The organism is Pseudomonas baetica, assembly GCF_002813455.1.
Taxonomy (GTDB): Bacteria; Pseudomonadota; Gammaproteobacteria; order Pseudomonadales; family Pseudomonadaceae; genus Aquipseudomonas; species Aquipseudomonas baetica.
Map to the genome: position 1 here is coordinate 4,832,814 of NZ_PHHE01000001.1, position 14,105 is coordinate 4,846,918.

Annotated in this window: 18 protein-coding genes; all 18 read left to right on the forward strand. The window is 60.7% G+C overall.

From position 1 onward, the window contains the following. Positions 1 to 471: 471 nt before the first annotated feature. On the forward strand, positions 472 to 816 hold the full coding sequence (locus ATI02_RS22440; protein WP_100847396.1) for a phage holin family protein: 345 nt from the start codon (positions 472 to 474) through the stop codon (positions 814 to 816). A 145-nt stretch (positions 817 to 961) separates the two neighbouring features. After that, positions 962 to 1,552, forward strand: coding sequence for a terminase small subunit (locus ATI02_RS22445; protein WP_100847397.1), 591 nt, complete (start codon positions 962 to 964; stop codon positions 1,550 to 1,552). 4 nt (positions 1,553 to 1,556) lie between these two features. Further along, positions 1,557 to 3,581 (forward strand): phage terminase large subunit family protein, encoded by a 2,025-nt coding sequence (locus ATI02_RS22450; RefSeq protein ID WP_100847398.1) that lies wholly within the window; start codon positions 1,557 to 1,559, stop codon positions 3,579 to 3,581. A gap of 1 nt (position 3,582) precedes the next feature. Further along, complete coding sequence (locus ATI02_RS22455) at positions 3,583 to 3,789, forward strand: phage head-tail joining protein (RefSeq protein WP_008087653.1); 207 nt, start codon at positions 3,583 to 3,585, stop codon at positions 3,787 to 3,789. Beyond that, positions 3,789 to 5,270, forward strand: coding sequence for a phage portal protein (locus ATI02_RS22460; RefSeq protein WP_100847399.1), 1,482 nt, complete (start codon positions 3,789 to 3,791; stop codon positions 5,268 to 5,270). Before ATI02_RS22455 ends, ATI02_RS22460 begins: the two co-directional genes overlap by 1 nt. Further along, on the forward strand, positions 5,267 to 6,415 hold the full coding sequence (locus ATI02_RS22465) for a head maturation protease, ClpP-related (protein WP_100847400.1): 1,149 nt from the start codon (positions 5,267 to 5,269) through the stop codon (positions 6,413 to 6,415). The genes ATI02_RS22460 and ATI02_RS22465 overlap by 4 nt, the downstream gene beginning before the upstream one ends. Positions 6,416 to 6,417: 2 nt before the next feature. After that, a complete protein-coding gene (locus ATI02_RS22470) occupies positions 6,418 to 6,762 on the forward strand; it encodes a head decoration protein (RefSeq protein ID WP_100847401.1) in 345 nt (114 codons plus the stop codon). Between the two features lie 62 nt (positions 6,763 to 6,824). After that, positions 6,825 to 7,820: a major capsid protein gene (locus ATI02_RS22475; RefSeq protein ID WP_073473022.1), complete on the forward strand. Its 996-nt coding sequence runs from the start codon at positions 6,825 to 6,827 to the stop codon at positions 7,818 to 7,820. 2 nt (positions 7,821 to 7,822) lie between these two features. Further along, on the forward strand, positions 7,823 to 8,143 hold the full coding sequence (locus tag ATI02_RS22480) for a head-tail joining protein (protein ID WP_100847402.1): 321 nt from the start codon (positions 7,823 to 7,825) through the stop codon (positions 8,141 to 8,143). After that, complete coding sequence (locus tag ATI02_RS22485) at positions 8,140 to 8,805, forward strand: hypothetical protein (protein ID WP_100847403.1); 666 nt, start codon at positions 8,140 to 8,142, stop codon at positions 8,803 to 8,805. Before ATI02_RS22480 ends, ATI02_RS22485 begins: the two co-directional genes overlap by 4 nt. Further along, entirely contained in the window at positions 8,798 to 9,310 is a 513-nt protein-coding gene (locus ATI02_RS22490) for a hypothetical protein (RefSeq protein ID WP_100847404.1), read from the forward strand. The genes ATI02_RS22485 and ATI02_RS22490 overlap by 8 nt, the downstream gene beginning before the upstream one ends. Continuing rightward, positions 9,307 to 9,873, forward strand: coding sequence for a phage baseplate assembly protein V (locus ATI02_RS22495; protein WP_100847405.1), 567 nt, complete (start codon positions 9,307 to 9,309; stop codon positions 9,871 to 9,873). The genes ATI02_RS22490 and ATI02_RS22495 overlap by 4 nt, the downstream gene beginning before the upstream one ends. A 51-nt stretch (positions 9,874 to 9,924) precedes the next feature. Continuing rightward, positions 9,925 to 10,173, forward strand: a complete 249-nt coding sequence (locus tag ATI02_RS22500) for a hypothetical protein (RefSeq protein WP_167394890.1) — start codon at positions 9,925 to 9,927, stop codon at positions 10,171 to 10,173. Between the two features lie 5 nt (positions 10,174 to 10,178). Beyond that, on the forward strand, positions 10,179 to 10,505 hold the full coding sequence (locus tag ATI02_RS22505; protein WP_073473016.1) for a GPW/gp25 family protein: 327 nt from the start codon (positions 10,179 to 10,181) through the stop codon (positions 10,503 to 10,505). Continuing rightward, complete coding sequence (locus ATI02_RS22510; protein WP_100847406.1) at positions 10,502 to 11,383, forward strand: baseplate assembly protein; 882 nt, start codon at positions 10,502 to 10,504, stop codon at positions 11,381 to 11,383. The genes ATI02_RS22505 and ATI02_RS22510 overlap by 4 nt, the downstream gene beginning before the upstream one ends. Position 11,384: 1 nt before the next feature. Then, entirely contained in the window at positions 11,385 to 11,993 is a 609-nt protein-coding gene (locus ATI02_RS22515) for a phage tail protein I (protein WP_100847407.1), read from the forward strand. Further along, positions 11,986 to 13,653, forward strand: a complete 1,668-nt coding sequence (locus tag ATI02_RS22520; protein WP_192886533.1) for a phage tail protein — start codon at positions 11,986 to 11,988, stop codon at positions 13,651 to 13,653. The genes ATI02_RS22515 and ATI02_RS22520 overlap by 8 nt, the downstream gene beginning before the upstream one ends. 10 nt (positions 13,654 to 13,663) lie before the next feature. Beyond that, positions 13,664 to 14,092: a phage tail protein gene (locus ATI02_RS22525; protein ID WP_100847408.1), complete on the forward strand. Its 429-nt coding sequence runs from the start codon at positions 13,664 to 13,666 to the stop codon at positions 14,090 to 14,092. Positions 14,093 to 14,105: the final 13 nt, after the last annotated feature.

Below are 14,105 nucleotides of genomic sequence, written 5' to 3' on the forward strand. Positions count from 1 at the left end.
TTTTGGCGTAGTGGGACAGGTGCGGGCCTTGTCTTTGCTGGGCTGTCCCACCGTCCCACCTTCCAACGTCACCCGCCCGCATATGCGTAGCAGACACAATGCACGCGCGCTTCACGCGCAAGCGTGTTTATAAATTTCTCTCTTTACACGAGAAAATAGATAAATAAGTAGGACGGTGGGGCTAAGCCCCGAATCTAGGCGCTCTCAGGCGTCCCACCTCAATACTAAAAGGTGGGACAGATGGGACGCCGCCGAAACAACAGAATGCCGTGGTGAGTTATTCGCTTACATTCGCTAGACGTTCACCCCACATTGACCACTTATTCACCGGGTGGCATTAAACCGGGGTTGCTGCCACCGGAATCGACCTGTAAAAAGTAGTCATCTTCGATAGGTGCGACCGCAGAGAGCGGCACGTACCAACCACCAAACCCGGCCATTGCGCCGGGTTTTTGCGTTTAGGGGTTGGCGATGACAAGCGAGCAACAAGCACTGGCAGAAATGCCGATCTGGTTAGTGATCGTCCTGGCTCTGGTCGGTGGCGTATCGGGAGAGATGTGGCGGGCCGACAAGGACGGGGCGCGGGGCTGGGCATTGTTGCGCAGGCTGGCACTTCGGTCCGGTGCCTGCATTGTCTGCGGGGTGTCGGCGATGATGCTGATGATCGCCGCCGGGATGACTCTTTGGACTGCGGGCGCCTTGGGGTGCCTGACGGCGATGGCGGGTGCGGATGTTGCCATTGGATTGTACGAACGATGGGCTGCCAAACGGCTTGGTGTGTGCGATGTTCCGCCGAATGGTGGCGGGGCAGCCTGAAACCGCCGGGGACCCTGGGGTTATTCGGAGGGTACGGGGTCGGTAACCCGCGGGACTGTGTTAGCGGGCGGTTCACCAGCTTAGTGAACTGAGGTGAACTGGGGGTGAACAGGTGAACTCGCGGGGTGAACTGGAGAAATTAACCATGACAATCATCAGCAAAACGGAGTTTGCGGCCCGGCGCGGGTGGGCCAAATCCTATGTTTCCAAATTGGCCAGCCAGGATCGGCTGGTGCTTACCGAAAACGGCAAGATTGATCTTGAGGCTACTGAGGCGCTGCTCGATAAGACCAGCGACCCAAGCAAGGCTGCAGTCGCCGAACGTCACCAGCAAGAGCGGATTCAGCGTGACGTTTACAGTCAACTGTCCCCACTGACTGAGCCGACTTCCACGGCTGCGCCGCCGCAACTCATACCAGTCGATGGCAAACACCCTGACTACCAGAAGTCCCGCGCGCTGCGCGAACACAACATGGCCAAACTGGCCGAGATCGAACTGGGCAAAGCGCAAGGCTCATTGGTGTCCCGGGAGGCAGTAGAGACCGGTGCCTATGACGCGGGTCGTTTGTTGCGTGACCAGCTGTTTGGACCGCTGCCGCAACTGTCCTATGACTTGGCGGCGATGACGGATCCCTGGCAAATCGAAAAACACCTGACGGCAACAATTCGTCGGACGCTGGAAGAAGCTGAGCGCCTCTCTTCAGCGGATCTTGAACACGCCCTGATAGCGGATTAAACCCATGCACACGGAATTTTCTGACGGTGCAAAGGTGTACCGTGAGAATTACTTCCGTGGACTGCGTCCTGATCCCGATCTCTGGATCGATGAATGGGCCGACGAGTACATGCGAATCCCGCGAGACACCGGCGCCCCAGAGCCAGGCCAGTACCGCACCTCGCGGACACCTTATGCTCGCGAACCGATGCGCTGCTTGTCGCCGGCTCACCCTTGCAGGCGCGTGGTCACCATGGTGGCCTCGCAGTTGATGAAAACCCAGATCGCCCTCAACTGGATGGGTGGCCTGATCCACATGGCGCCTTCAAACATCCTGGCTTTGCTGCCCAGCCTTGGATTGTCCAAGCGGGTTTCGGGGCGGATCAGCAAAACCATCAAGGCCACACCGGTGCTGCGTGAGCGCGTGGCCACCAGCCGCTCACGGGATGCCCGCAATACGATGGACACCAAGGAATTTGAAGGTGGTTCGCTGTACGTGACCACCGCCGGTTCTGCGGCCAACCTCTCGGAGCTGTCGGCACGTTACATCTATGGCGACGAAGTCGACCGCTGGGAAAACGATGTCGGTCAGGAGGGGGATCCCATCAGGCTGGCCGAAACGCGGGCGACCAACTTCGGGCGCAATGCCAAGATCTATTTTTCCAGCTCGCCGACGATCAAGGGTGCCTCGCGGATCGCCGATCTGTTCGAGTCCAGCGACCAGCGTCACTATTATGTGCCGTGCCCCACCTGCGGCCATATGCAGGTGTTGGAGTGGGAGCGGCTGCACTACAGCGCGGACTTCGCCACCGTGCATTACGAGTGCGCCGCTCCTGAATGCGACGTGCTGATCGAGGAGCACCACAAAAGCGATATGCTCGCCCGAGGTGAGTGGCGCGCGCATGGTCGTGGCGATGGCAAGACCGTGGGGTTTCATCTCAGCGCCCTGTATTCGCCGACCGGCTGGATGGATTGGTCCTCGCTCGCCGTCGAGTTCGAGGATGCGAAAAAAGCCCAGTCACAAGGTGATACCAGCCTGATGCAGGTGTTCTACAACACCCGTCTGGCGAAGGTTTGGGACAGCGCGCTTGAACAGACCAAGGCGGAAGTGCTGATCGCTCGGGCGCGGCTGGAGACCTACACCCTCGGCGCGATGCCGGCCGGTGTGCTGATGCTGACCGGCGCCGTCGACGTCCAGGCCAACCGCCTGGAACTGATGGTGATGGGCTTCGGCGTGGGCATGGAGCGCTGGGTGGTCGATCACCAGATCATCTGGGGCGATCCGGCAGACGAGCGCACCTGGGCTGTACTGGACGAGAAACTCAAGGCCCGTTACCGGCATCCCTGTGGTGTCGGTCTGGCGATTCTCGCCGTGGGTGTCGACTCCGGCGGTCATCACACCGATGAGGTCTACCAGTTCTGCCGCGTTCGCCGCTGGCGCAACATCTTCGCCATCAAGGGCGCGAGCAAGCCGGGCCGACCGGTGATTGCACAGCGCCCGTCGATGGTTGACGTGACGTGGAAAGGCCAGACCGAACGCAACGGCGCAGAGCTGTGGTTCGTCGGTACTGACACCGCCAAAGATTGGATCTACAACCGCTATCCATTCCCAGACGGGCCGGGATCGCTGCACTTTGCTAACGACCTGCCGGACGAGTTCTTCGCCCAGTGCGTCGCCGAACGCAAAGTCGTGCGCTACGTGCGGGGCCACAAGCGCATCGAATGGGTGAAGGGCAAGGCCGAGCGCAACGAAGCGCTCGACCTGATGGTGTACTGCCTTGCGATGGCGCATTACCTCGGCATCAACCGTTACCAGGAGCACGATTGGGACAGGGTGCGACAAGCCCTGGCCCAGTCCGGCTTGTTCGATGATGCCTTGAGCATCAAGCCTGTTCAGGGCGAGCGACTTGATGCTGAGCAAACATCGGCGCCCGCTGCTATACGCCAAGCCCAACCCGCACCACCACCCGCTGCACCGGTTACACAATCGCGACCGGCAGCACCCCCTCAACGCCGCAGCTCTGCCAGCGGCTATCTAAAGAGACGCTGATATGTCCTTTACAAAAAAGCACCTCGACGCGGTTGAGGCGGCCATTGCTCGCGGTGAGAAAACTGTGCGCTACACCGACCGCACCGTGGAATACCGCACGGTCGATGAACTGCTCAAGGCGCGTGAAGAAATACGCTCGTCACTTGCCAGTGCCGCCGGGCCACGCTCACGTGTGGTCCGGCTGTACCACGCAGGGAAGGGGGTCTGATGGCCCGACACTTCCCAACGTTGACCCGTAACGGATTTGTCCTGCCGTCCAACATCAAGGCCAGTTACGAAGGCGCTGGAGAAGGGCGACGCTCCACTGGCTGGGACGCTCCCGACAACGGGATCAACAGCATCAACACTCCCGCCCTGCGCAATCTGCGGTCGCGCTCGCGGGCGGCGGTTCGCAATGACCCGTATGCCTTCAACGTCATCGACAAGCGCGTCAGCAACCTGATCGGCACGGGCATCACCCCTCGCCCCACAACCGACGATGATGCTTTGCGCAAGCTTCTGCAGGAGCTGTGGGGGGATTGGGTCGATGAGTCGGACGCGGATGATCGCACCGACTTCTACGGCCAGCAGGCGCTGGTAGCACGCACGGTTGAAACCTCGGGCGAGTGCTTCGTACGGTTGCGTCCGCGCGGGCTTGATGAAGGCCTGGCCGTTCCGCTGCAGCTGCAGATCCTCGCACCGGAGTTCGTGCCGCACGACAAATTCGAGACCACCAAAAACGGCAACGTCATCCGCGCTGGCATCGAGTTCACTCCCGGCGGCAAGCGGGTGGCGTACTGGATGTACCTTTCGCATCCGCGCGATGCAGCCTCGCTGAACGCCGGCTACAACCAGCTGGTCCGCGTGCCGGCGACTCAGGTGCTGCACATCTTCGAACCGGTGGAGCCTGGCCAGTTGCGCGGTGTGCCGCGATTGTCGCCGGTGCTCAAACGCCTGCGCAGTCTGGACAACTACGACGACGCGGTGCTGTTCCGTCAGGAAGTGGCCAACCTGTTTGCCGGTTTCATCAAGCGTCCGGCGCCGGACTCGGGACCACTTCCCAGAGATCCGGTGACCGGTCAGCCGCTCGATCTGGATCGCGATGGCTTCACCCCGATGGTCGCTCTCGAACCCGGCACCATGCAGGAACTGGGGGCAGGTGAGGAGGTTGAGTTCTCCAAACCACCAGACGCCGGCAACAACTATCCAGACTTCATGCGGCAACAACTGATGGCTGCTGCAGCGGGGTCGGGCACGCCTTACGAGATCCTCACCGGCGACATGCGCGGCATCAACGACCGAGCACTGCGGGTGGTGCTCAACGAGTTTCGGCGCCGCCTGGAACAACTGCAATTCAGCGTGTACGTGCATCAACTTTGCCGCCCTGTACGGGCTGCGTGGATGGATATGGCGGTGCTGTCTGGTGCCCTGGTGCTGGACGATTACGCACAGAAACGCCGCCAGTACCTGCGTACCCGTTGGGTGCCACAAGGCTGGGCCTACATCCAGCCAGTACAGGACGTGCAGGCACGCCGGATGGAGGTACAGGCCGGGTTTTCCTCTCGCAGCGAGATGGTGCTGCGCACCGGTTACGACGCTGAAACGGTCGATCTTGAAAACGCCGCCGATCTGGCACGGGCCACAAAGCTGGGCCTCAACTACAACACCCTTGATGCCGTCGAAGACAACGACGACAAGGAGCAACCATGAGCAAACAAGCGCGACCGCGCATTTACAACCGCGCAGGCAAACGCGTCGAAGTTCAGGACAAGACCTGGTATGCCCTGCAGGCCAGCGGAGAGGCCACCGAGCGAGTGATCGAGGTTTTTGTTTACGGCGAGATTGGCACATGGGGCATCACCGCCAATCAGTTCGTGCAGGATCTACGAGCCATGGACGACGGTGTGTCGCCGGTGATCGCCGCGTTCAACAGTATCGGCGGTGACCTGTTCGATGGGCTGGCCATGCACAACGCGCTGTCGCGGCTGGGCGAACGCTGCACCGGTCGGATCGACGCGTTGGCAGCGAGTGCGGCCAGCGTGGCAGTGTGCGGTGCACACCGCGTAGTAATCGCGGCGAACGCCATGTTGATGATTCATAACCCCTACACCTATGCAGGCGGGGACGCTGAGGACTTCCGCCGGGTCGCTGATGTATTGGATCAAACCTTGGAGGCGATCCTCGCGGCGTATAAGGCCAAGGCGCCGGACATCGATGACGCCGAGCTGCGGCGAATGGTTGATGCTGAAACCTGGCTGACTGCTAACGAAGCGGTGGCGCTTGGTCTTGCAGACGAAGTCGGCGACGGCATCAAGGTCAAAGCATGCCTCGGACAGGGAGCGGTGCTGCAACGATACCAGCACGCTCCGGCTGAGTTGGTGGCACAGCTCGACGAACCACCTGAACTGGATCCTGAACTGGAAACTGTGGAGCCGCCTCTGGTGCCGCCCGTAGTCGACTCTGCCAAGTTGGCATTGATGATCACTCAGCGCTGCACGGCGGCGGGCATCAGCAACCTGATCGAGCCGCTGCTCAAGTCCACCCAGCTTGAAAGCGAGGAAATCGTTCTCGCCGGCCTGGCACGTGCCAAGGCGGTGAACGACCTCTGCGTGGCCGCGCGGCTGCCGGAATTCAGCGCCGAGTATGTCGCGGCAGGTCTGGACGAGGCGGCGGTGCGGGCGCGTCTGTTCGACAAGATTGTCACCAGCGGTAAGGGCTTCGAAATCGACAACAGTCTGCCGCTGGCAGATGACCCGGCGCCCAAGGTGCTGGCCAAACAACCTGACCCCAACTCGATTTGGGCTGCTCGCCAAGCAGCCCAAACAGGAACCGCGCGCGGCGCGAAAGGAGCATGAGCATGACCATCAAACAGGAACCGATGCACGCAGGTGAATTCCTGCTGTCCGAAGGCGCCGGCACCATTTCGCGTGAAGCGATCAACGTCGCGGCCGGTCCAGCGTTGTGGCCGGGACAAATCCTCGGGCTGGTGACAGCCTCCGGTGAATTCGCACCCTACGAACCGACTGCTGAGGACGGCACTGAAAACGCTGTCGCCATTCTTTACGGCCCACTGGGCGAATCCGATGTGGTGCGTCGCGGTCGCGCCGTGGTGCGGTTGGCCGAGGTCAGTGAAGCGCATTTGACCGGCCTCGATCTGGCCGCCGAGAAAGCACTCGCCGCGCATTTCGTGATCGTCCGCTAAGTCGATCCTTCTTTTGTATGCATCCCGCCGCGTGCGGGATTTTTCGTTTCTGGAGAGTACCCATGGCCGATATCGCCATTTTTGAAGACGAAGCGTTTACCGTTACCTCGCTGACCGCTGCACTCAATGATCAACCCTACCTGCCGGGCCGCATCAGCGCCTTGGGCCTGTTCCGCGAGGAAGGCATTACCACCCTGACCGTACAGATTGAAAAGGACGGTGACACCCTGGCACTGGTGCCGGCCGGTGAGCGCGGTGGTTCTGGCCTGGTGGTTGCTGCGAGCAAGCGCAACCTTATCCCGTTCAACACCGTGCACCTGCCTGAGCGCTTCACGATCAAGGCGGATGAGATCCAAGGCATCCGCGCCTTCGGCACTCGCACCGAGCTGCAGGCGGTTCAGGATGTGGTCAATGCGCGTCTGGCTAAGGCGCGTCGACAGTTGGACGCCACGCATGAGTTCCAGCGCATGGGCGCACTCAACGGCCAGATCCTCGACGCCGATGGCCAGACCGTACTGCTGGATCTCTATGAGCGCTTCGGTGTGCAGCGTCAGAAGATGTCCATGGGGCTGACTAAGGCCGATACCGAGCTGCGGGTCATGTGCGGTGAGGCGCTGGACATGCAGGAGGATGCGCTGGGCAGCGTGACCAGTACCGGTTCGCGCGCTTTCTGCGGCAAGAACTTCTGGAACAAGCTGATTGTTCACAAGTCGGTTAAAGAGACCTACCTCAACAGTCAGCAAGCGGCAGCGCTGCGTGGCGACGCCCGGGAAAGCTTCGAGTTCGGCGGCATCATCTGGGAGCGTTACCGTGGCAAGGTCGCCGGCGTGTCTTTTGTCCATGACGACAAGGCGCTGCTGGTTCCGGAAGGCGTGCCAGATCTGTACATCTCGGTGTTTGCACCGGCCGACTACATGGAAACGGTCAACACTCAAGGCATCCCGTACTACAGCATGATCGAGCCGCTGCCCTTCAACAAAGGTATGGCCGGTGAGGCTCAGTCCAACCCGTTGCACCTGTGCACTCGACCGCGCGCCCAGATCCTGCTGGAACTCTGACCATGGGCTTCCGCGAACTGATCGCCGAGGTTGACGCGGTGGTGTTCGAAACGCTCGGCGACACCGCACGGATCGAGGGTCGCGAAGAGCCAGTGCTCGGCATGTTTGCCGCGCCCTGGCTGCAACCCAAGTTCGGCAAGCTCAATACCGGGTTGCGCGAGCCTCGCTTCGAGATCCGCGTCAGCGATTCGCAAGGTCTGGAACAGGGCATGCTGGTCAGCGTTGACCTGCCTGCCTTGGATGGCGGCGGTGACTACGACCTGATCCAGCTCGAACCGAGCGGTGACGGGCTGGTCGCCCTGATTCTGAGGTTGCGGCCGTGAGCGTCGGCAGCTATTTCAAACCCTCGGCCGGGGGCGGGATGATCTCTATCCAGTCCTCGGCCGCAGATTTTCAGGCGTTCCAGGACTTTGCCAAGGTGGTGCCGAAAGCGGCCGCTGCGGCGCATCGACGCGCAATCAACAAGACGTTGGGCTGGTTGCGCACGCACATTGCCCGAGCCGTCAGCCGGTCAGAGCGCATTGCTGTTGCAGCGGTGCGTCAGCGGTTGCGCAGCTATCCGGTTTCCGGCGGTGCCGCGAGCGGCAAACTGTGGTTCGGTTTGAACGCCATCGAATCCAGCCGGATCGGCCGGGCGCGGCAAAGCGGCAGCGGTGTGTCAGTAGCGGGACGGCGTTACCAAGGCGCCTTTCTCAAGAAGGTCTACGGCAACAAACCAGACATCTGGATTCGTACAGCCAGCAAGCACTTCAACGCAGATGACTATCCCGACAGCACGGTGTCACCTGGTCGCGGGCCGAGTTCGGGTTGGGTCGCCGAAAACGGTAGTCGTTTCCCGCTGGCCAAGGCCAAGGTGTCGCTGGAGCAAGCCCGGCCGCATTTCGACAGCTGGGTCAAAAAGGCAGATGAGCGTCTGCTGGAGATTCTCAAGCAGGAACTCAACTTTGAGCTGCAGAAGTACCTTAAGAGGATCGGCAATGTCTGAAGAACCGTTCAGCCTGGACCAGCTTTATCGGGCGGTAGAACAGCATCTGCGTACCCACTTGCCTGGCGTACAGGCCGTCACGGCCTGGCCAGACATTAAGGATCGCGTGTTGCTGCCAGCGGTGTTTCTGGAGGTGGCCGAGATCGAGCCGGGTACCGATATCGGCACCGGCGAAACCTCGCTGGTCTGCAAGTTCGAGGCTCGGATCATTGTTGACCCGATCAAGGCGCACCATCATCAACAGGCTGTGCAATTGGCGACGCAGTTGGCGGTGTTGCTGCGTTCGCAGACGTGGGGGTTGACAGTTGAACCCGCCGAGTTTGTGCAATCGCTGCAGGACTGGACCCAGCCGCACTTGGATGGATACACCGTGTGGCTTGTTGAGTGGACTCAGCAGGTTTATCTCGGCGTTGAGGAATGGCCATGGCGGGACGAACCGCCGGGGTCGTTGGTGTTTGAAGTCGATCCGGGTGACGGGCAATTCAGGCCGGAGGATCTGCCGTGAGTTACGCAAGCGCGCAGCATGACCGCATGATCGCGGGTGCGGTAAAGGCTTGCTACGTGGTCGCGGTGGATCTGTCCGCTTCGCCGCCGGTATGTCGCGTGTCGGATGGCAGTGAATGGGTCAGCGCCTGGGTGCGGTGGCACAGCATCGCCGCCGGCAAGGCCAGGCACTGGCGGGCGCCGTCTTTGGGCGAGCAGGGCAGTTTGATCAGTCCCAGCGGTGACGTGTCACAAGGCACGTTTGTCCCGGGCTTGTATGGCAATGCCGGACCGCCGCCAGATAATCGCGACCATGTCGAGGTCTGGCGTTTTGATGATGGCGGCTCGCTGGTCTACGACTGGCAGGCCAAGAGCTACAGCATCACACTCCCGAGCGGTAAGGTCACCATCAAAGTGGCCAGCACGGAAGCGGTTGTAACCGATAGCGCCGTGAGCGTCACCACCGGCAACATCAACCTGAAAGCGGCGGTGATGATCGACGGTGCGTTGCACGTCACCAAGGGCATCACCAGCGCCGGCGCAATCATTGACGCCACTGGCAACAGTAATCACCACACGCATTAACTCATTCACGACAGCCCGCCAGTGCGGGCTTTTTCATGCCTGGAGAAACACATGGCCAAGATCGATACGACCTCAACCGAGGTACAAGCGTCCTCGGAACCGGCATTGTCATCCTCAACTTACTCATCGCCTGAGTCCTTGAAATTCCGCGACAAGCTCTACACGTCGCGACTGTTGATCGTACCCGGTACTGACCGTTCCTATCCGGTCGAGAAGGCGGCGGTCGTGGTGCCGGTCTCCGACATCGAAGCGGTCAAGTTCCTGAAAGCCAGCGAAGAATACGAGCCGTACAAGGAGTGACATCGATGATCGGAATGGATCGCCAGACCGGCCTACCCATATCCGGCATCGAGCACCTGCGGCAATCCATTGCCGACATATTGAGCACGCCGCTGGGCAGTCGCCGGCACCGCATGGAGTACGGCAGCAAGCTGCGCCGGTTTGTCGATTTGCCCGTTAACGAGGGCTGGAAAAGCGCCGTACAGGCTGAGGTCGCCCGCGCCTTGGGGCGCTGGGAGCCACGTTTGAAGCTAGACCAGGTGCGTGTCCTTTCCGTCATTGGCGGGCAAATCAATTTGCAAATCGTCGGGAAGTACCTGGGCGACGGCGTCACGTTGGAGGTGGCTGCATGAGTACCGTTGATCTGTCGTCGCTGCCGGCGCCGACCGTGTTGGAGCCTCTGGACTTCGAAGAGGTCTATCAGGACGGTTTAGGCGTCTTTCGTGGGTACATGGGTGGCAACTGGACGGCCGCGCTGGAAAGCGATCCCGTGGTCAAAGTGCTTGAGGTTGGGGCTTACAACAAGGTCGGCAACCGCGCCCGGGTCAATGACGCCGGCAAGGCGCTATTGCTGGCGCATGCCATTCGCGGCGACCTCGATCACTTGGGGGCCAACGTCAATCTGCAGCGCCTGGTCATTCAGGCCGAGGATCTGCTGGCAGTGCCGCCGGTGCCCAAGGTCATGGAAGACGACGACCCGTTTCGAGAGCGCATCCAGTTGGCCTATGAGGGTTTGACCACAGCCGGCCCACGTAACAGCTACATCCTGCATGCGCGTAACGCTTCTGGACTGGTGGCAGACGCCACGGCCGAAAGCCCGGCGCCTTGCTACGTTACGGTCACGGTGCTGGGGTTTGATGGGGAGGGTGAAGCGCCGCCGGAGCTGCTGGCGACGGTGGCCGCTGCGCTGAATGACGATGATGTGCGTCCGGTCGGTGATCGTGTGACCGTGCAGAGCGCGCACGTGATCCGCTACGAGATTGACGCCATCTTGCACATGGCTGGCGCCGGCCCCGAAGCAGATGCCAGTTTGGCCGAGGCGAAAAGTCGCTTGGCAGCCTGGATCAATCCACGCAAGCGGCTGGGCGTCGAAGTCGCCCGCTCCGCTGTTGACGCTCAGTTGCACGTTGCCGGAGTTGCCCGGGTTGAGTTGGTCGGGTGGCAGGATCTGGCCCCGACCAAGGCGCAGGCGGCGTTCTGTACGCGCTACAACGTGAGGCTGGCGGGCTGATATGAAAAGTCTACTGCCGCTCAACAGCACGCAACTGGAACGGGCCATGGAGGCCGCGTTTTTCGAAAAGACGATTGTCCCTCTGCGCGACCTCTACAACCCCGACACCTGCCCGGTGCACCTGCTGCCGCATCTGGCGTGGGCGTGGTCGGTCGATCGCTGGGACTACCGATGGTCTGAGGCGACCAAGCGCGCGGCCATCAAGGCGTCTTTCTACATTCACAAACACAAGGGCACCATCGGCGCGCTGCGCCGTGTGGTCGAGCCGCTGGGCTATCTGATCGAGATTGTCGAGTGGTTCAAGACCGTGCCCGAGGGCGTGCCGGGCACCTTCGCGCTGAAGGTCGGGGTGCTGGATACCGGCATCACCGAAGAGATGTATCAGGAGCTAGAGCGCCTGATTGATGACGCCAAGCCTGTCACGCGGCAACTGACCGGGCTGGCGATCAGCCTGGAAACCCAAGGCAATTTAAACATCGCCGTATCCCTTTACGAGGGCGACGAAATCGACGTTTACCCACCCGTCATGCGTGACATCGAGGTCACCGGCAGCTTTGGCGTGGTCGGACGCGAACACACCATAGACACCCTGGACGTTTATTATGATTGATGCGAATTCGCAGTTTTTCGCCATCCTCACGAACGTGGGGATGGCCAAGCAGGCGAACGCCGACGCGCTCGGCGTTGCCTGGAAACTTACGGAAATGGGCATTGGAGATGCCAATCCGACCGGAGTGGAAAAGCCGCCCGATCCGATACCCTCGCCTACGCAGACCAAGTTGCTCAACGAGTGGCGGCGAAAGCCGCTCAACCAACTGAAGATCGACCCGGTTAACCCGGCCGTGATCATCGCCGAGCAGATCATTCCCGCCGATGAGGGTGGTAAGTGGATCCGCGAAATCGGCCTCTACGATGCGGACGGCGATCTGGTGGCGGTGGCCAACTGCGCGCCGAGCTTCAAGCCGCTGCTGTCGCAAGGCTCGGGCCGCACGCAGATCGTGCGGATGAACTTCATTGTCACCAGCACCGGCAACATTCAGCTCAAGATTGATCCGGCGATTGTGCTGGCCTCGCGGGCCTACGTCGACGCGGCGATTCTGGAAGTGCTGCCGAAGAACAAAAAAACCGGCGAATATACGCGGGTCAAGGTCAATGATCGTGGTGTGGTGGTGTCCGGCGACAACCCGGACACGCTGGCCAAGATGGGCATCAAGGACAGTTACACCAAAACCGAGATCGAGGCGATGATTGCCCAGGCTTCGGCGTTGCCGGTGGGTGCAACGGTTGCATTTCCGTTGGATAAGGTGGCGCCCGGGTTTCTGGAGCTGGATGGTAGCGTCAAGAGCATTGCTGTCTATCCAGATCTGTCGGCGTTTCTTGGTGCGGCGTTCAACAAGGGTGACGAGGGCGCTGGCAATTTCCGCTTGCCGGAATCACGCGGCGAGTTCTTGCGTGGCTGGGATCATGGTCGTGGCGTGGATGCGGGGCGAGCAGTTGGGAGTTGGCAAAAAGCAACGCTGACGGCAACGGATGTTGTAACCCCTGCGGGCTTGGGGATTCAGTCCGCTGCTGCTGGATGGAAGCATAACGCGGATGGTTCGGGCACTGGCCATCCGTTTGTTGGTGGTGATGTTGTTAGTGCAGCGCAGTATGTTGGCGCCGGAGTCTCTGTTATCGATCCTGCGTCCTCATCAGCGGCGGTTTACCTGACGGATGACAGTCAATACGCGCGTGGTGCTCTTGTTGGGTCTCGTCCGCGCAACTTGTCAGTGATCTGGTGTATCAAGGCCTGGAACGCGCCCATCAATCAGGGAAATATCGACATCGCCGCACTTGCGGCTTTGGCGACGCAGGCCACTGAAATCAAGCTCGGCACGGCCAAGATCGCCACGCAGGCGCTGACGGATGCCGGCGTCGATGACGCCACAATGGTTACGCCCAAAAAACTGCGTGCTGGCTTCTTGTCGAGCTTTACGGCTAACGGCTATTTGGCGCTCCCGTCGTGGTTGGGGGGGCTTGTTATTCAGTGGGGCAGCCTAAGCGTTATCGGTACTGCGACTGTTCCGCTTCCCATGGCTTGGCCCGCCGGAAAATGCTTTGGCGTGTGGGGTACGGGGCAGACGGGTGTTGATGGCGCCTCTGGCGGTTCTGCATGGGTTGAGTCGGCTGTGGTGAGTAATTCGCAGATATTTTTAAAGGTTGTCACGTCGAGTTCGTCGGGGAACGTCCAGGGGAATCGGGGTGTTTCTTGGCTGGCCATCGGCAAATAAAGGAGTTGGCATGCGCTATTACAGTCCGACCACGGGTAGTACCTACCTAAAGGGGGTTCACGCGATGATCCCCGACGATGCGATCCCTATTTCTGAGGAGTGCTATTTATCGGTGATTGCTTGCCGAGTGGATGGGAAGGTTCGCAGTCATGACGCTGAGGGGCTGCCGATCTTGATTGATCCGCCGGCGCCCAGCGCTGAGGTTCTTGAGGGGATCGAAAGGGGCTGGCGCGACGATCAGTTGGTGCAAACTGACAACCTGGTGATCCGTCACCGTGACGAGCTTGAGGACGGCAGCTTAACAACCCTTAGCGCTGAGCAGTACGCCCAACTGCAAGCGTTCCGCCGAGCGCTTCGAAACTGGCCGGAAGGTGACGAGTTCCCGCTTGTCGATCACCGTCCGGTGGTACCTCCTTGGTTGGCCGCTCAACCTCAATAAACGCCTCGCACTG

Excerpts from the sequence above, each read along its gene's own strand:
- ATI02_RS22475 (WP_073473022.1), top strand. The coding sequence starts at position 6,825 with ATGGCCGATATCGCCATTTTTGAAGACGAAGCGTTTACCGTTACCTCG.
- ATI02_RS22455 (WP_008087653.1), top strand. The coding sequence starts at position 3,583 with ATGTCCTTTACAAAAAAGCACCTCGACGCGGTTGAGGCGGCCATTGCT.
- ATI02_RS22470 (WP_100847401.1), top strand. The coding sequence starts at position 6,418 with ATGACCATCAAACAGGAACCGATGCACGCAGGTGAATTCCTGCTGTCC.
- ATI02_RS22500 (WP_167394890.1), top strand. The coding sequence starts at position 9,925 with ATGGCCAAGATCGATACGACCTCAACCGAGGTACAAGCGTCCTCGGAA.
- ATI02_RS22480 (WP_100847402.1), top strand. The coding sequence starts at position 7,823 with ATGGGCTTCCGCGAACTGATCGCCGAGGTTGACGCGGTGGTGTTCGAA.
- ATI02_RS22520 (WP_192886533.1), top strand. The coding sequence starts at position 11,986 with ATGATTGATGCGAATTCGCAGTTTTTCGCCATCCTCACGAACGTGGGG.
- ATI02_RS22445 (WP_100847397.1), top strand. The coding sequence starts at position 962 with ATGACAATCATCAGCAAAACGGAGTTTGCGGCCCGGCGCGGGTGGGCC.
- ATI02_RS22465 (WP_100847400.1), top strand. The coding sequence starts at position 5,267 with ATGAGCAAACAAGCGCGACCGCGCATTTACAACCGCGCAGGCAAACGC.
- ATI02_RS22440 (WP_100847396.1), top strand. The coding sequence starts at position 472 with ATGACAAGCGAGCAACAAGCACTGGCAGAAATGCCGATCTGGTTAGTG.
- ATI02_RS22510 (WP_100847406.1), top strand. The coding sequence starts at position 10,502 with ATGAGTACCGTTGATCTGTCGTCGCTGCCGGCGCCGACCGTGTTGGAG.
- ATI02_RS22450 (WP_100847398.1), top strand. The coding sequence starts at position 1,557 with ATGCACACGGAATTTTCTGACGGTGCAAAGGTGTACCGTGAGAATTAC.
- ATI02_RS22525 (WP_100847408.1), top strand. The coding sequence starts at position 13,664 with ATGCGCTATTACAGTCCGACCACGGGTAGTACCTACCTAAAGGGGGTT.
- ATI02_RS22515 (WP_100847407.1), top strand. The coding sequence starts at position 11,385 with ATGAAAAGTCTACTGCCGCTCAACAGCACGCAACTGGAACGGGCCATG.
- ATI02_RS22460 (WP_100847399.1), top strand. The coding sequence starts at position 3,789 with ATGGCCCGACACTTCCCAACGTTGACCCGTAACGGATTTGTCCTGCCG.
- ATI02_RS22490 (WP_100847404.1), top strand. The coding sequence starts at position 8,798 with ATGTCTGAAGAACCGTTCAGCCTGGACCAGCTTTATCGGGCGGTAGAA.
- ATI02_RS22505 (WP_073473016.1), top strand. The coding sequence starts at position 10,179 with ATGATCGGAATGGATCGCCAGACCGGCCTACCCATATCCGGCATCGAG.